15 protein-coding genes and 1 riboswitch are annotated in these 16,563 nt (G+C 62.8%); of the genes, 10 read left to right on the forward strand and 5 right to left on the reverse strand.

Going from position 1 to position 16,563, the window contains the following annotated elements; translation table 11 throughout:
* Positions 1 to 6: 6 nt before the first annotated feature.
* Positions 7 to 1,209 carry a sugar transporter gene (locus tag AC58X1_RS04685; RefSeq protein ID WP_101319957.1) on the reverse strand — a complete coding sequence of 401 codons (1,203 nt, stop codon included), beginning with the start codon at positions 1,207 to 1,209 and terminating at the stop codon, positions 7 to 9.
* Positions 1,210 to 1,409: 200 nt separating this feature from the next.
* Between AC58X1_RS04685 and AC58X1_RS04690 the strand changes: the two genes are divergently transcribed.
* Entirely contained in the window at positions 1,410 to 2,726 is a 1,317-nt protein-coding gene (locus tag AC58X1_RS04690) for a hypothetical protein (protein ID WP_220633747.1), read from the forward strand.
* 15 nt (positions 2,727 to 2,741) lie between these two features.
* Here AC58X1_RS04690 and AC58X1_RS04695 read toward each other — a convergent pair whose 3' ends face one another.
* On the reverse strand, positions 2,742 to 3,794 hold the full coding sequence (locus tag AC58X1_RS04695) for an NAD(P)-dependent alcohol dehydrogenase (RefSeq protein WP_101319963.1): 1,053 nt from the start codon (positions 3,792 to 3,794) through the stop codon (positions 2,742 to 2,744).
* A 179-nt stretch (positions 3,795 to 3,973) separates the two neighbouring features.
* Here AC58X1_RS04695 and AC58X1_RS04700 point away from each other — a divergent pair, with 179 nt between their 5' ends.
* Positions 3,974 to 4,909 (forward strand): AraC family transcriptional regulator, encoded by a 936-nt coding sequence (locus AC58X1_RS04700; protein ID WP_188036115.1) that lies wholly within the window; start codon positions 3,974 to 3,976, stop codon positions 4,907 to 4,909.
* A 31-nt stretch (positions 4,910 to 4,940) separates the two neighbouring features.
* On the opposite strand, the gene AC58X1_RS04705 is transcribed toward AC58X1_RS04700, so the two are convergent.
* Positions 4,941 to 5,537 (reverse strand): TetR/AcrR family transcriptional regulator, encoded by a 597-nt coding sequence (locus AC58X1_RS04705; protein WP_497428438.1) that lies wholly within the window; start codon positions 5,535 to 5,537, stop codon positions 4,941 to 4,943.
* 90 nt (positions 5,538 to 5,627) lie between these two features.
* Here AC58X1_RS04705 and AC58X1_RS04710 point away from each other — a divergent pair, with 90 nt between their 5' ends.
* The 4 genes from AC58X1_RS04710 (at position 5,628) to AC58X1_RS04725 (ending at position 10,346) form a co-directional block, all read left to right on the forward strand.
* Positions 5,628 to 6,227, forward strand: a complete 600-nt coding sequence (locus AC58X1_RS04710; protein WP_181089231.1) for an NAD(P)H-dependent oxidoreductase — start codon at positions 5,628 to 5,630, stop codon at positions 6,225 to 6,227.
* A gap of 111 nt (positions 6,228 to 6,338) precedes the next feature.
* The gene (locus AC58X1_RS04715) at positions 6,339 to 6,845 is read left to right on the forward strand and encodes a sigma-70 family RNA polymerase sigma factor (protein WP_150569071.1); all 507 of its coding nucleotides are present in this window, start codon (positions 6,339 to 6,341) and stop codon (positions 6,843 to 6,845) included.
* Entirely contained in the window at positions 6,842 to 7,816 is a 975-nt protein-coding gene (locus AC58X1_RS04720; RefSeq protein ID WP_150572430.1) for a FecR family protein, read from the forward strand. Before AC58X1_RS04715 ends, AC58X1_RS04720 begins: the two co-directional genes overlap by 4 nt.
* A 94-nt stretch (positions 7,817 to 7,910) precedes the next feature.
* Positions 7,911 to 10,346: a TonB-dependent siderophore receptor gene (locus AC58X1_RS04725; RefSeq protein WP_188036116.1), complete on the forward strand. Its 2,436-nt coding sequence runs from the start codon at positions 7,911 to 7,913 to the stop codon at positions 10,344 to 10,346.
* 8 nt (positions 10,347 to 10,354) lie between these two features.
* Here AC58X1_RS04725 and thpR read toward each other — a convergent pair whose 3' ends face one another.
* Complete coding sequence (gene thpR, locus AC58X1_RS04730; RefSeq protein WP_188036117.1) at positions 10,355 to 10,900, reverse strand: RNA 2',3'-cyclic phosphodiesterase; 546 nt, start codon at positions 10,898 to 10,900, stop codon at positions 10,355 to 10,357.
* A gap of 217 nt (positions 10,901 to 11,117) precedes the next feature.
* On the opposite strand from thpR, the gene lpxO reads away from it, so the two are divergent.
* From lpxO to AC58X1_RS04745, 3 genes are all read left to right on the forward strand, one after another.
* A complete protein-coding gene (gene lpxO, locus AC58X1_RS04735) occupies positions 11,118 to 12,017 on the forward strand; it encodes a lipid A hydroxylase LpxO (protein ID WP_188036118.1) in 900 nt (299 codons plus the stop codon).
* A 145-nt stretch (positions 12,018 to 12,162) separates the two neighbouring features.
* Positions 12,163 to 12,507, forward strand: coding sequence for a carboxymuconolactone decarboxylase family protein (locus AC58X1_RS04740; RefSeq protein WP_150572434.1), 345 nt, complete (start codon positions 12,163 to 12,165; stop codon positions 12,505 to 12,507).
* A 77-nt stretch (positions 12,508 to 12,584) separates the two neighbouring features.
* Positions 12,585 to 13,154 (forward strand): GNAT family N-acetyltransferase, encoded by a 570-nt coding sequence (locus AC58X1_RS04745; protein WP_188036119.1) that lies wholly within the window; start codon positions 12,585 to 12,587, stop codon positions 13,152 to 13,154.
* 57 nt (positions 13,155 to 13,211) lie between these two features.
* On the opposite strand, the gene AC58X1_RS04750 is transcribed toward AC58X1_RS04745, so the two are convergent.
* Complete coding sequence (locus AC58X1_RS04750) at positions 13,212 to 13,958, reverse strand: outer membrane beta-barrel protein (RefSeq protein WP_101319980.1); 747 nt, start codon at positions 13,956 to 13,958, stop codon at positions 13,212 to 13,214.
* A 163-nt stretch (positions 13,959 to 14,121) separates the two neighbouring features.
* Positions 14,122 to 14,325: riboswitch (cobalamin riboswitch) on the forward strand.
* A gap of 112 nt (positions 14,326 to 14,437) precedes the next feature.
* Here AC58X1_RS04750 and AC58X1_RS04755 point away from each other — a divergent pair.
* A complete protein-coding gene (locus tag AC58X1_RS04755; RefSeq protein WP_497428439.1) occupies positions 14,438 to 16,561 on the forward strand; it encodes a TonB-dependent receptor in 2,124 nt (707 codons plus the stop codon).
* Positions 16,562 to 16,563 lie beyond the last annotated feature (2 nt).

The raw sequence follows: 16,563 nt of genomic DNA on the forward strand, positions 1-16,563 counted from the left end.
GCCGGCTCAGCCGAGCGCAGGCGCCTCGCGCAAGCGCTTGAGGCTGACCAGCGCCAGGATCAGGCCGAGCACAGCAACCGAACCACCAGCCAGGCCGATGTAAGCCACGCCCAACTGGCCGCTGACGATGCTGCCAAGCAACGCGCCGCCGCCGATCCCGATGTTGTAGATGCCAGAGAACAACGCCATGGCCACATCGGTGGCGTCCGAGGCCAGCTTGAGGGTCTTGGACTGCAACGCCAGACTGAAGCTAAGGATCGCCACCCCCCAGAACATGCTCAATACGGCGAATACAGTGAAGTTGCCCGAGAGTGGCCAGAGCAGCAGCAGGCAAGCGGCCAGGCACCCCATCGAACCGAGCAGGAACAGCTGCGGGAAACGCTCGCTGTAGCGGCTGAACAGCACCGAACCAATCACCCCGGCACCGCCAAACAGCAGCAACAACAAGGTGGTGCGATCGCCGCCGATCTGCGCGACATGCAAGGCAAATGGTTCGATATAGCTGTAGGCGGTGAACTGTGCGGTGATCAGCAAGGTCACCAGCAGGTAGGTAATCACCAAGGCCGGACGCTTGAACAACACCGGCAAGCTGCGCAGCGAGCCGGAGTTCTGGCTCGGCAGCAACGGCAGCGACTTCATCAGGCAGAGCATGGTCACCAGCGCCACGCCGGCGATGCTCAGGAACGTCACCCGCCAGCCCAGCGCCTCGCCCACCACCCGGCCAAGCGGGATGCCCAGGACCATCGCCAGGGTGGTACCGGTCGCGAGCAGTCCCAATGCCTTGGCCTGCTTGCCCGCTGGCGCCACCCGCACGGCCAGCGAAGCGGTAATTGCCCAGAACACCGCATGCGACAAGGCAATCCCGATACGGCTTAGCACCAGCATGGTGAAACTTTGCGCGAGCCAAGACAGCAAGTGGCTGACGATGAACACCAGAAACACCCACAGCAGCAAGCGGCGCCGCTCGATATTGCGCGTCAGCAACATCATCGGCAGCGACGCCAGCGCGACTATCCAGGCATAGATGGTCAACATCAGGCCGACCTGAGCAGTGCTCATGTCGAAACTGCGGCCGATGTCACTGAGCAGCGCCACCGGTACGAACTCGGTGGTATTGAAGATAAACGCAGCCAGGGCCAACGCAATGACGCTGAGCCAGCTGCCGCCGCCCACCGGTGCGGGCATGGATGTAGGGATCGGACCATTCATGGATGGGAATTACAGCTCCTGAAAAAAGACGACAAGCGCGCAACCCAGCCCGCTGCGAAAGCATGCGGCAGGTGCGGATAGATATGTATCAAGGATGGCGGCCATGGTACGCGCCAAGCCAAGGCCTCACAACCGCAGTGCGGGCGGAGTAACATGTGCACTCTAGAGACAGACCGCGGAACAAGGAGTCCGATCCGTTCATGGACAAGCAGCACGCCCAGCAACAATGGCAGCAGGCCGTAATCGCCTATGCCAAGGCCATCAACCACTACGTCGCGCAAGGCCGCACGCAGGGCTGGGACAACCTCGAGGAGCCGGTCGCGCCTGCCACCGAGCACCTGCTGCCGGCCTGGCAGGCGGCGCTGCAGGCGATCAATCAGCCCTATGTCGATGAGCAGCAACGCCGCGCATTTCGCAGCGACTGGCCGCCCGCCCACCTGCCGCTGGTACCGCTGCTGGAGCAGCACGGCCAAGGCATCGCCAGCGTGCTCATGCTCGATGACGGCAGCCTGCTGGCACGGATTGGCATGCCTCACGAAAAAGGCCAGGTGGTACGCATCGATGGGCGCACGGTGACCCCGGTGATCGGCGTCGAGCACTTTGGCCGCTGCCCGCAGCGGCGTTATTTCGCCCTGGCCAACGCCGAGGGTATCCGCGTCACTGACGGCTGGGGTGGCCCGCAGGTGGCGCGGATGGCCTGGCCCCATGGCCTTGAAGGTTTGCCCAGAGGCTATCCGTTCGAACCGTTCGATTTGCCGCCCACACCGAGCGCGCTGATCCCCTTCCCGGATGGGCAGCGGGTATTGCTGGTCAGCGGCGAAGGGATATTTGTGCTCACCGGCGAACGGGCGACTCGCCTGTTGCCGCAGCAGCAGACGATTCTCGATGATCTGGCAGAAGGGATCGACCCCGACGATATCGCCCTGGGCCTGTCGATGGAGCATGGCGCAGTCTCGCCCGATGGCCGCCTGCTCGCCATCGGCGAACAAGGCGTGCGCCATCTGGTGCTGGATGATCAACTGCAGGTGGTCGCCGAAGTCGGCCCCGTCGGTGAATACCCACACTTTGCCTTGTTCAATCAGCGCGGCGACCATTTGATCCTGAATGCCTGCCATTTCTACAACGGCAACACCCTGGGTGTGCGCACGGCTGACCTGCCGGGGCTCGATACCGACTACTACAGCGAAGACCCGCGCACGCCGCTGGTCGAGGATGGCGCGCGGATCTACGCTGGCGTAGCCCGCGCCGGTGAGTACATCGTGGGTGATGCGCACGGCTATCTGCGGGCATTTGGCGAAGACGGTCAGGAGCACTGGCAGCACTACCTGGGCTCGACCTTGTGCGCCATGGACATCAGCGCAGATGGCAAAACCCTGGTCGCCGCCAGCTATGCCGGCTTCATCTCGCTGATAGCCCTCGACAGCGGCCGACCTGACTGGCAGATCGGCACTGGCGAGCACGGCGAGCTACGCCGCTGGCTGTTCTGGAAGGGCCTGGACAAGCCACTGGCCTGGTGACCCTTCACCTGCCAGTCAGGCTTTCAGCGTGGCCATGTCGATGACGAAGCGGTATTTCACATCGCCAGCGATCACCCGCTCGAACGCTTCGTTGATGCTGCGGATATCGAGCATCTCGATGTCACAGGTGATGCCATGCTCGGCGCTGAAGTCGAGCATTTCCTGGGTTTCGGCGATGCCACCGATCAACGAACCGGCCAGTACGCGACGCTTCAGCACCAGGTTGGCTGCATGCAGCGGTGGCTCGACCGGCTCGATCAGGCCGACCAGGATGTGCACGCCATCAAAAGTCAGGGTGTCGAGGTAGGGGTTCAGGTCGTGCTGCACTGGGATAGTGTCGAGCAGGAAGTCGAAACGCCCGGCGGCGGCGCGCATCTGCTCGGCATCGCTGGACACGATGACGTGATCGGCGCCCTGGCGGCGAGCTTCTTCAGCCTTGGCTGCGGAGCGAGTGAACAAGGTCACTTCAGCGCCCAGTGCCTTGGCGAACTTGATGCCCATGTGGCCCAGGCCACCCATGCCGAGAATGCCGACCTTGTGGCCAGGGCCGACGCCGTGGTGCTTGAGCGGCGAGTAGGTGGTGATGCCCGCGCACAGCAGCGGCGCGGCGCTGGCCAGGTCCAGGCCTTGCGGCATGCGCAGGACGAAATGCTCGCTGACGACGATGCTGTTGGAGTAGCCGCCCATGGTGTTGCTGCCATCGACCCGGTCCGGGGTCGCGTAGGTCATGGTCGGGCCGGCCAGGCAGTACTGCTCGAGGTCCTTGGCGCAGGCCTGGCACTCGCGGCACGAGTCGACCATGCAGCCAACCCCGACCAGGTCGCCGACTTTGTGCTTGCTGACGTTGGCACCGACCGCCGTCACCCGGCCGACGATTTCGTGGCCCGGCATCAGCGGGTACACAGCGATGCCCCACTCGTTGCGCGCCTGGTGAATGTCGGAGTGGCAGACGCCGCAATAAAGGATCTCGATGGCGACGTCATCGGCACGCGGGCTGCGACGCTCGAAGCTCATCGGCAGCAGCGGGCTGGTCGGGGTTTGGGCGGCATAACCGATTGCGGTATACATGGCGAAGACCTCTCAAGTGAAACGATTCAATGCCAGCCATTCTCCTGCCAGATGGCGAGCGAGACCACCGTGAATTCTCCGGCATGCTTGCCTGATTCTCCGAAACCGCCACATCCGATATGGCGCCAGGCTATCAATCTGCGAGAATGCCAGTGTCTGATTCTCTGCCCAGGCCCTTTATGCAGCTTACCCGCCACGTCGACGCCAACGCCCCGCTCTGCGACCTGATTCGCCGCCTGGCAACCCGCCCGGGGTTTGTCCCCACCCATCTGCCGCAGGTGCAGGTGCTCAGCTGGGATCACTACGTCGCCAGCAGCCCGCAGATCTATGAACCGAGCCTGATGATCCTCGCCCAGGGCAGCAAACTGGCAAGGCTGGGGCCGCGTACCCTGGAGTACGGCGCCGGTCATTACCTGGTGCAGGCGCTGTCGGTGCCGTTCATGTGCGAGACCTTCGCGACTGCCGAAGCGCCACTGCTGGGCGTGGCCGTGGACATCGACCGCAGCGTACTCAGCGAACTGGTGCAGAGCATGCAGCTGGCGCCAGATGCCCGTGTGCAGGCGCAAACCCCGCAGTCGATGACCTCGGCGGCACTCGATGCGGCCATGCGCGATAGCGTCGAGCGCCTGCTGCAGTGCCTGCAGGACCCGCTGGATGCCCAGGTGCTGGGCATCCAGCGGGTGCGCGAAGTGCTCTACACCGCTTTGCGTGGGCCGCAAGCCGGTGTGCTGAGGGCCTTGGTCGAGCAGCAAGGGCACTTTGCCCGAGTAGCTGCCTCGCTTGCTTATCTGCGCGAGCATTACGCCGAGCCGCTCAGCGTCGAAGCCTTGGCCAGCTGCGCCAACATGAGCGTGTCGACCTTCCATGAGCACTTCAAGCGCTGCACCGACATGGCGCCAATGCAGTACCTCAAGCGCCTGCGCCTGCTCAAGGCGCAGCAGATGCTGATCGGCGAAGGCCTGGGCGTGGCACAGGCGGCGCACCGGGTCGGTTATCAGAGCACCTCGCAGTTCAGCCGCGAGTACAAGCGCCAGTTCGCCCAGAGCCCGGGAGATGAGCAGCCTTATCAACGCTTTGCTCCGGGCAGCCTGAACGATCTGTCCGCTTCGGTCTGAGCAGCTCAGCCAGGCAGCGCGCTGCAAAGCGTTACTGACGCAGGACCATGTCGACAATCGTCGCCTGCAACTCCTGCCTGGCCTGCTCTGGTTCAAGCGCGCCGGTTGCTGCAGCCTGCGACAAGGCATCCGCCGCTCCCACCAGCACGCGCAACCCTGCCGCAGCAATATCGCCACTCGGCGCGAACGGCGCCAGCGCGAGCCTGCATTTGTCCAGAAACGGCGCTTCGCACTGGTTTTTCAGCGCTTCCATCTCGGGCGCACCGGTCAAGGCTGCACTGACGCCGGGAATCTCCCGCCCCTGGCTGATCACGCAATCGATATACGCCGCGGCAATCACCCGTGCGCGATCCGCCAGCGTCGGTTCACAGCTCGCCAGCAATGCATCCAGCATCGTCGACTGACGCGCGTCGTATTCCTGATAGAGCGCAACCAATAAGCCGTTTCGCGATACGAAATGGTCGTAGACCACTGGCTTGGTCACACCGGACTGCTGTGCCAGCCGGCCGAGGCTGAGCGCATCGGTGCCCTCCAGCCTGACTATTTCCCGAGCCACTTCCAGCAATTGGCTCCGGCGCTGCTCCCGCGACAGGCGCTTGCGCGACTGCGGATTTTGCTCACTTGACATCACAACCTACCAAAAGTAACTTACCTGCGGTAACTTACCGAAAGTATATAGCGACACCTGGCGTCTCGCAGCCCTTTGTGGAGAAACTTCATGCACGCACTGATCGTCATCGGCCACCATGATCCTGAGTCCCTTACCCATGCGCTTGCCGCCCAGATCGCGGAGGGCCTTGCCGACGCAGGCCACAGCAGCAGCCTTGCTGACCTGGCCACTGAGAGATTCGACCCGCGCTTTGGCCTTGCTGACCACGCCGTACATCGGCGCCTGGCGACAGCCCCGGCTGATGTCCTGCGCGAACAGGCGCGGATCGAACGCGCCGATGCTCTGGTGCTGGTCTACCCCGTTTATTGGTGGTCGATGCCAGCTTTGCTCAAGGGCTGGGTCGAGCGGGTATTCAGCAACGGCTGGGCCTTCGACTATTTGCCAGACGGCCGTTTGATCAAAAAGCTCAACGGCCTCCCGGTACAGCTGGTTGGCCTGGCTGGCGCCGACGCGGGCACGTTCGTTCGGCATGGTTACGGCCATGCCATGGCGACTCAGATCGAGCATGGAATCTTTGATTACTGCGGTGCTCGGGTGCTTGGCTCGGCGCTTCTGGATGACAGCGAGAGCGGCCAGAGCCTTGCCCATCTGGCGAGCGCGCGCTCGATCGGGCAGAAGCTGTTCGACAAGGTTGCGATAAGCGCCTGACCTCTCTGCCCGCTGATACGGCAGTGAGACGCCAGCACACTGCCATTGCGGGAATTCTCCCGATCCAGCTACCATTGAGAACGATTCACACTCACGATCGGATATCAACCGTTGGACAGCACCTCGACCCGCAAGCTGGGCTTCTTTTTCAGCGATCACCACCGCTGGCTGCTCCAACACATCCACAAGCGCCTGCGTAACCGCGCCGATGCTGAAGACACGGCTGCCGAAGCGTTTTGCCAGATGCTCGGTGCGCGGGTTGATCCAGACAGTATCCTGCAGCCGCGGGCCTACCTGTCGACGATTGCCCGTCGACTGATTTTCGATCGTCACCGCCGCCGTCAACTTGAGCAGGCTTATCTGGAACGCCTGAGCCATCTGCCGGAGCAGGTGGCGCCGTCAGTTGAAGAACAATTGCTGCTGATCGAGGCGCTGGTGACTATCGACCAGGCGCTCGATGGCCTCCCCGCGATCGTCAAGAGCACATTCCTTTACAGTCAGCTCGACGGCATGAGCTACGTCGACATCGCGGCCAAATTGCAGCTGTCCGAACGCACTGTCAGCCGCTACATGAAGCAGGCGCTGCGCCAGTGCTACCTGAGCGAGCTGCAGCCATGAGTGCGCGCAGCCTGGACAACGTGACCGAGCAAGCCATCGACTGGATGGTCGAGCTCAATGCCGCTAGCCCGGACCCAGCGCTGCTGCGCCGGGTCGACCAGTGGCTGGCGCAAGACCCGCGCCATCAACACGCCTGGGATCTGTTACAGCAACGCCTGGGTCGGCCGTGCGCAGCGCTGAGAGCACTGGATCAGCGCGTGCCCGGGCAAGCCAGTGAGGCCCGCCAACTGCTGCTGCAACCGACGCGCACACGCCGCGAGGTGCTGCGCAGTCTCGCTGGGCTTGGGTTGCTGGGTGGCGGCCTGTGGGCCGGCTGGCGCAGCGACGCGGCGCAGGACTGGATGGCTGATCTGCACACCGCTAGCGGCCAACGCCTCACCTTCACCCTCGAAGACGGCAGCCGTCTCAGCATGAACAGCGCCAGCGCGGTGGACCTGCGCTTTGATCGCGAGCAACGGCTGGTGGTGCTGCGTCACGGCGAGCTGTTGATCGACGTTGCCAAAGACCCACTGCGGCCGCTGCGGGTGCGCGCCGCGCAAGGTCAGATCCAGGCCCTGGGCACGCGTTTTCTGGTCGGCCAGGAACCAGCCACAACACGGGTTACCGTGCTGCAGCACAGCGTGCGCGCCAGCCTGCCGAATGGACAGGAGCAAGTCCTGCAGCAAGGTCAGGCCGCGCTGCTTGGCGCTGACGGCATTCAGCTACTCAGTGGTGAGCAGCTGCAGCGCGCCGCCTGGGTCGACGGCAAGCTGGAGGTCCTGGATGAGCCACTGCACGCCGTGGTCGAGGCGCTGCGCCCTTACCAGCGTGGTTACATTCGCCTGGCCCCGGCAGTGCGCGGCCTGCGCGTGCAGGGTGTGTTCCCGCTGGACCAGCCGCAACAGGCCTTGGCCGCCCTCGCCGAAGCTTTGCCTATAAAGGTCGAGTACTACGCACCGTGGCTGACCCTGATCGGCCCAGTGCCGGCTTAGTGAGAATATTTTTAAAAATCATTCGCAGCCGTGTCCGGTTTTCATTTCTCGTCGCACCTATCTCCTGACAGCCACTTTTCAACGGGAGAACACCGTGCACAACACCTGGCCCCGCGCCCTGCCCCTGGTCCTCGCTCTGAGCAGCTTGAGTGCCCTGGCTCAGGCGCAGACCCTGACCTTCAACCTGCCGGCCGCAAGCCTGGCCGCCACCCTCAACCGCATCGCCAGCCAGAGCGGCAGCATTATCGCGCTGGAGCCAGACCTGGTGCGCGGCAAGCAGGCGCCAGCAGTGGTCGGCCAGATGAGCGCCGAACAGGCCATGCAGACCGCCCTGAGCGGCAGCGGCATGCAACTGCGGGTGACTGGCAGCGGCCATTTCAGCGTGGCCCCGGCCAGTGTCGGCGGCGACGCGCTGGAGCTGGGCGCGACCAGCATCAATGACAACTACCTCGACGCCACCAGCGAAGGCAGCGGCTCCTATGCCGCGCGCGCAGTCACCTTGGGCAAAGGTACCCATACCCTGCGAGAGATTCCTCAGTCGGTCACGGTGATCACCCGTAAGCAGTTGGACGACCAGGGCATCACCGACCTCAAGGACGCGCTCAATCACACCACCGGCATCGTCGGCGCGCAGGGTATCGGCCCGGGCATGGTAGTGACTTCGCGCGGTTTCCAGATCGATGACTGGCAGTACGACGGCGTACCGATCCAGCGCAACAGCTACTCGCTGGGCAACTGGGCGACCCAGGATCTGGTGTTCTTCGATCGCGTTGAAGTGCTGCGCGGCTCCTCTGGGTTGCTGCAAGGCACCGGCAGCCCGGGTGGTGCGATCAACCTAGTGCGCAAGCGCGGCCAGGCGGCGCCGACCGTGGCCATCACCGGCAAGGCCGGCTCCTGGGACCACTATGGCCTGCAACTGGATGCCGGCGGGCCGTTGACCAGCGATGGCAAGGTGCGCGGGCGGATGGTGCTGGATGAAGACCAGAGCGACAGCTTCATCGACTATCAATGGAGCAAAACCCACTCGCTGTATGGCGCGCTGGACATCGACCTGAACGACGCCACCACGGTTGGCGCAGGTATCAGCTACAGCCGTGAACAGTCTCGGCCGATGCTGCGCGGTATCCCGCGTTACGCCAGCGGCAAGCCGGTCGATCTACCCCGCTCGACCTTCACCGGCGCACGCTGGAGCCGCGCCGAAACCGATGTCACCACCTACTACCTGGACCTCGAGCACCGCTTCAACGACGACTGGACATTCAAGACTGCCGCCGTGCGCATGGACGAGACCAACACCTCTACCCATCAGCGCGTGCAGACGTCCGGCGAAGGCCTGGAGGCCAACGGCGATGGCGTCAGCTACGCCGACTGGATCACTGACTTCCACTCCAACAAGCTGGGGCTGGATATGAACGTGGTCGGCCACTTCGATACCGGCTCGGTGGCGCACGAAATCACCGTCGGCGGCAACTACGCCAAGCTGACCTCCGATGACGCCTACTGGCGCAAATTCAACGCCGGCAGCGGCAACATCTTCGACATCGATCATGACCGCCCGGAACCGAGCCGCGACAGCCTGCTGGCCGGTCCTTTTGGTCGCCATAACCAAGCCAGCTACGACGTTCGGCAAAAGGGCCTGTACGGCGTCTGGCGCGTCAAGCCGGTTCAGGACCTGACGCTGATTGCAGGTACCCGCGTCAGCTGGTTCGACTACAGCTGGGACTCGATCGACTTCAACAACCCGACCGACCCGGGCACGCGCTACCCCACCAGCCGTATGACCGAGTCCGGTGAGGTCACCCCGTATGCCGGCTTCATCTATGACCTCACCGAGCAATGGTCGTGGTACGCCAGCTATACCGACGTGTTCGTGCCGCAGACCGAACGTGCCCTGGGCAATGCCCCACTCAAGCCGATCGTTGGCAGCAACTACGAGACCGGCCTCAAAGGCGAGTTGCTCGATGGCCGGGTCAACACCTCGCTGGCGATCTTCCGTTATGACCAGGAAAACCGCGCGGTTACCGATATCGCATCGGGCCAGGAATGTGATGGCTGGTACTGCTCGATGGCCTCCGGCAAGGTCCGCAGTCAGGGGGTCGAAGCCGAGATCAGCGGCGAGCTGGTCAGCGGCCTGCAGCTGTTCGCCGGCTACACCTACAACACCACCACGTTTCTTGATGACCCGGAAAACGAAGGCCGCACTTTCAGCCAGTGGACGCCCAAGCACATGTTGCGCACCTGGGCCGATTACCAGCTGCCAGTCGACGGCCAGCGCTGGAGCACTGGCATGGGCTTCACCAGCCAGAGCCACACCCTGGGTTACGAGCGCAGCTACGAGGTGCCCGGCTACACGGTATGGAGCGCGCGGGTGGCGTATCAGCTGAGCCCAGAAGTGAATCTTGCGCTGAACGCCAACAACCTGTTCGACAAGAAATACTGGGTCGCCGGCTTCAACCAGCTCAACGGCAGCAACAACTATGGCGAGCCGCGCAATCTGATGTTCTCGGTCAAGTACACGCCGCAGTTCTGAAGCGCTTCTCAGACCTGCAGCGGCCACTGCGCCAATGGCCAATAGCGGCCCTTGCGTGACTCGTACAAGGTGAATTGCCGCGCACTGAGGTAAAAATCAGCCGCCACGCTGGCCTCCGGCACCTGCCCCTGAAAGTCACGCGCCAGGGTCAGGTGCGCGCGGTACTCACGGCTGCTGCGGGCGATGCCCAGGCCCAGCGCGGCCTGTTCCAGGGCGTACACCAACTGGCGCAGGGCGGGCGGCGCATCACTTGCCTGCAACACCAGCGCTTGCGCCCGTGGCCACACCTGCAATTGATCGAGCAGCACGCGTAACGGCGCGACCGGCCGTTTGATCTGGTCGACCGCAGCGCACAGAGCGGGTAACTGCGCACTGTCGACATCCCCGAGAAACAGCAGGGTCAGATGGAAGTTGTCGGCGGGCACTGGCTTGCCGCTGCGCAACTCAAGTTCACGGCGCCACTGAGCGACGCTGCGGCGCTGGTCATCACTGACTGGCAGGGCAAAAAACAGTCGCTTGAACGGGCTGCCGCTGGGGCGCGTTTCCTTGGCCATGTTCGCTCCGGATTAATGAACGGATTAGTCGAGTGTAACCGGCCTCGCGGATCGGAGATGAGCCGAAAATCCTAGCGGAAACGTTTGCGCGACACCTAGGCAATGCCACCAAAGTACCGTCGATCAAATGTAACAATAAGTACAAAGTCGTACGCGGTTTGTTTATGCTGGCGCGCTCTAGCCATGGCTCATGGCCATTCTCTACAAGTGTTTGTCGATGAAAATTGCTTTCGTACTAATCTTCGTCCTCTCGATTGCCTATGTGCATCTGCGTGGCCGCGTGCGCCACAAACTGACGCGCCAGCTGGGCGATCATTCGAGTTTCCTCGCGCCGATCAACAGCTTCCTCTACCTGTTTTCCAGGCTGCCGGCCAAACCCTACCTGCCGGTCGATGCCTTCCCTGAGCTGCAACCACTCAAGGACAACTGGCAGGAAATCCGCGCTGAAGCCCAGCAACTGCTGCACGTTGGCGAAATCAAAAAGTCCGACAACCATGACGACGTCGGCTTCAATTCGTTCTTCAAGACCGGCTGGAAGCGCTTCTACCTGAAGTGGTATGGCGAGACCCACCCGTCGGCGATGACCCTGTGCCCGCGCACTACCGAGCTGCTGCAAGGCATCGGTACGGTCAAGGCGGCCATGTTCGCCACCCTGCCCCCAGGCGCCAAGCTGGTTCGCCACCGTGACCCGTATGCCGGCTCCTATCGTTATCACCTGGGCCTGGACACGCCGAACGACGATGGCTGCTATATCGATGTCGACGGCGAAAAATACTCGTGGCGCGACGGCGAGGCGGTGATTTTCGACGAAACCTACATCCACTACGCCGCCAACACCACCGAGCACAACCGCATCATCCTCTTTTGCGATGTCGAGAGGCCGCTCAAGTACCGCTGGGCTAGCGCCTTCAACCGCTGGTTCAGCCGCAAGGTGATGGCCGCGGCTGCAGCGCCCAACAACGCCAATGACAAGACTGGCGCGATCAACCGCCTGTTCACCCGCATCTACAAAATCCGCGAGCGTGGCAAGGCGTTGAAAAAACGCAACCGCATGCGCTATTACCTGGAAAAGTGGCTGGTGGTAGCGGCGCTGGTGCTGGTGTTCATCTACATCTGAGGCAGCCTGGCAAGGCGCCGTCATGCCGGCGGCGCTGAATGCTTGCTACCTAAGTGCAACACGCTTTCGACTATTATCCCGCTCGCCAACGCTCTCCACTCGACTAGCCTGAAAGCTCCTGCCGCAACCCTACAAGGTGAAGACAATGAGCATGATGGACTGGGACGCCTACCGTAAGCAGCTGATGGCTGGCATCGGCGACCTCAAGCAACTCTCACCGGACACCGTCTCGGGCTACATGACCGCCAGCGGCGCCGGGGCCAAGACCAACCACCTGGATGCCAAGACCCGCGAATTGATCTCGCTGGCGGTTGCCGTCACCACCCGCTGCGACGGCTGCATTGCCGTGCACTCCAAGGAAGCCCTCAAGCAGGGCGCGACCCGCGAGCAGATCGCCGAGGCGCTCGGTGTCGCCGTGGCAATGAACGCTGGAGCAGCGCTGGTCTATTCGACCCGAGCTCTGGATGCGCTGGGCAAAGCCGACGAGTAAGCCTGTCGGCGTCGCCGCACTTGCGCGGCGGCGCCTGCACCACCAGACTTGCCGGCTCAGCCCGTGCAGGTACCGCCATGATCCACATTCGCCCCATGACCGCCGCCGACTTCGAGGCTTTCTGGCCCACCTTGCAAAGCATCGTCCAGGCCCGCGAAACCTACGCCTTCGACCCGCAGATCAGCTTCGAGCAGGCGCGCCAGCTGTGGCTGGAGGCACCGCTGCATACGCTGGTGGCGGAGCAGGACGGCGAGCTGCTTGGCTCGTATTACCTCAAAGCCAATGCCGCCGGACCCGGCGCCCATGTGGGTAATTGTGGTTACATGGTATGCCCGGCTGCACGCGGGCGTGGCGTGGCCAGGCTGATGTGCGAGCACTCGCAGAAGCTTGCCCGTCAGGAAGGGTTTCTGGCGTTGCAGTTCAATTCGGTGGTGGCGAGTAACGAGGTTGCCGTAGCGCTGTGGCGCAAGCTTGGCTTCGATGAAGTCGGCCGCCTGCCCAAGGCCTACAGGCATGCCCGGCTGGGGCTGGTGGATTGCCTGGTGATGTACAAATGGCTGGCGGATGAGCCGGTGGTGGAGAAACCTGCGCTGCTGATCGGGCGCAAGAACATTGAAGCGCGGGTGTCGCGGCGGCGTGGCAAGTAGCCGCGGATCTGCGTAGAAAACGGGGACCGCTATGCGGCCCCCTGCTAACGCGCTGAATCAGAACGCCAGACCTACCTTCACGCCGAACTCATCACGCTTGAGCTTGGTATTGTCGGCTGCATCCGACTCTTCATCGAGTTTGTACTCGGTGCGGGTGTAGTAGACGCTGCCGTAAATGGGCATACCGCCCTGCTGGTTCATCAGCAGGCTGACTTCGGCATAAGGGTTGGTGCGGTCTTTCATATCGACGGTGTCGCTGCCGAAATCGTCGACCTTGAGCTTGGCGCGGCCGTCGAGGGTGCGGCGGGCACCGACTTCCACGCGCAGCGTCGAAGCATCGAACTGGTGGTTGTAGCCGACGGCAGCCTTGGCGAACGGCGACTTGTAGGTCAGCTCGGTATCCAGGTCGTTGAGCTCTGGTTCGAAGCGCGACCAGTCATAACCACCGCCCACGGTGAAGTCGAGGAAGTTGCGCGCGTCCATCGCAGCACGCCAGCCCAGGTCCAGATCAACCTTGGCCTCCTTGAGCTTGTTGTCGCTCTTCTTGCCATACTTGGCGTCCGCGCCAATCTGGTAGATGAAACCGGATTCGGCGGTCATCTTGTTGCCATAGTTGGCGAACAGGCCACCTTGACCGAGGTGATCGGTCTCCGATTCAGAACCGCCTTCGAACTTGAATTTGTCGTAGCTGCCGAGCAGGCCGAAAGTGAACAGCGGATCGGTACTTGGCGCAGCGCTGGCAGCAAGCGGGGCAGCGATCAGGGCCAGCAGGCAAGAATGACGCAACAGGTTACGGGTGGACATTGGTAAAGGTCTCCATGACGTGGGTGTTTCTGTGACAATCGAGCGGTTCGATGCACACCAAATGTGAAAAGTTCGAAAAAGAATCAGTAAAAACTCGCAAACCTCTAATGCGTCACAAATTTTTCTTAGCGCCAAGGTTTGACTAAGGCCACTTTCGATGCTCAGATGCGCGCCAGTTTCAGGTGTCCTGCGCCGCCGTGCGCAGGGTGAAACGGGAAGCCGGTGCGTCATCTGCATGACTAGTCCGGCGCTGCCCCCGCAACGGTAAGCGAGTGAAACCTTCGACACACCACTGTGCCCGTGCACGGGAAGGTGAAGGTTTCCAGCCCTCGCAAGCCCGGAGACCGGCCTGCAACTTTCAGTTGGCAAACCCGCGGTGGGCGGGCGCAGGCCGGTTTGCGCGTGCGCCCAGCGTTCGTGCCCGCTTGTCTTTGCGTTGTTTCCACCGGGATCCTTACTTCCTGCACCAGTGGAACGACATGTCCCGTACCAATACCTTTACTCTTCTGGCGGCCTGCATTGCCGCCGCTTCGCCAGCCGTGGCCGCAGAGCCGACGAGCAAGGTCGTCGCCCTGCCCTCTATCGCGATCAGCGAACGCCGCGACGCAAGCGCCGACCTCACCAGCAGCAGCGAGACCGGCTCGCGCCTCGGCCTGACTGCCTTCGAAACACCAGCCAGTGTCAGCAGCCTTAGCGCCGAACAGATCCAGCAGCGCAGCAACCTCACCGTGCAGGATGCGGTCACCCGCACCCCCGGTATCACCTCCATCGGCACCCCAGGCGATGGCGGCACTGGCCTCAGCGCACGCGGCTTCAACGGCCATGGTTCGGTGATGACCCTGTTCGACGGCGCGCGCCTGTACACCGGTGCCGGCACCCAGACTTTCCCGGTCGCCCCATGGCTGGTCGAACGTATCGAAGTGCTGCGCGGTCCGGCGTCGGTGTTATACGGCGAAGGCGCCACCGGCGCGGTGGTCAACGTCATCCCGAAAAAGCCCGTGCAAGGCGAGATCCACAACCAGCTGCGCCTGGGCTACGGCTCATGGGACCGCCAGCAACTGGGCCTGGACAGCGGCGGCAGCCTGAGCGAGCGCCTCAGCTACCGTGCCACCATCAACAAGCAGCAAGGCAATGGCCATATCGACCGCGGCGACTCACGCAACCTGGCCCTGAGCCTGGCACTGCGCTTCGATGCCAACGAAGACCTGAGTTTCACCCTCGCCCACGAACGCGGCGACGCCGAGCCGATGAACTACTTCGGCACACCGCTGATTGCCGGGCACTACCGTGACAGCCTGCGCGACAAGAACTACAACGTGCGTGACGCCGAATTGCGCTACCACGATGAATGGACCCGCCTGAGCAGCGAGTGGGCTATCAGCGACAACGTCAGCGCCAGCAACCAGCTCTATTACATCAAGAGCCGTCGCCACTGGCGCAACGCCGAAAACTACAACTGGGACGCAGACGTCGGCCAACTGCTGCGCAATGGCTTTCTCGAGATCAAGCACAACCAGGAGCAGATCGGTGATCGCCAGAGCTTCACCTTCCAGCACAGCCTGTTTGGCCTGGCCAGCACGACCGTGGTGGGCGCCGAATACAACAAGATCCGCTTCCGCCTGACCAACAACTGGCCCTACAACGATATCGGCAACGACTACATTGACCCGTGGCAGCCCGCGCCCGGCCAGTTCGTCAGCGCCACGCCGCTGCAACCGCGCTCGTTCAGTACCACCCACAGCGCAGCGCTGTTCGCCGAAAACCGCACGCAGTTGACTGAGCAGCTGTCGCTGGTCACCGGTATTCGCCGTGATCAAAACCACATCGAGCGCGATAACCTGGTCGACGGCAGCCGCACCGACCGCAGTCTCAGCGGCGGCAACTGGCGCGCAGGGCTGGTCTATGCGCTGACGCCGGACCTGGCGCTGTACGGCCAGTACTCGACCAGTGAAGACGGTGTGGAAAACCTGGTCAGCCTCAGCCCGGCACAGATGAACTTCGACCTGACCGAAGCGCGCCAGACCGAACTTGGCGTCAAGCAGCGCTTTCTTGATGGCCGTGGCGAGTGGACCTTGGCCGCTTATCACATCGTCAAGAAAAAGCTGCTGGTCGACGACCCTGTCAGCCATCAACCGCAACAGGCCGGCCAGCAGACCTCCGATGGCCTGGAAGCGACCCTCGAATTGGCCTTGGCCAACCAGTGGCAGCTGTCGGCCAACGCCGCGCTGCTACGGGCCAAGTACGACGACTTCAATGAAAGCGTGGCAGGCGTTGCCACCGACCGCAGCGGCAAACGCCCGGCCAATGTGCCGCGACGCAGTGCCAACCTGTGGCTGAGCAAAGGCTTTGGCCAGGACGTCGATGCCGGCGTCGGCCTGCGTTATGTCGACACGCGTTACGCCGACACCGGCAATAGCCAGAGCATCCCCAGCTACACCGTGGTCGATGCCAACCTGGGCTGGCAAGTGCTGCCTGACGTGCGCCTGGGCCTGCAGTTGAACAACCTGCTAAACCGCAACTACGTGACGGCCGCCTACAGCGGCGAGCAGTGGCTGCTGGGCGCACCACGCTCGTATTTCGCCACGCTGGACTACAGCTTCTAAAC

Source organism: Pseudomonas sp. PGPR N4 (genome assembly GCF_059693665.1).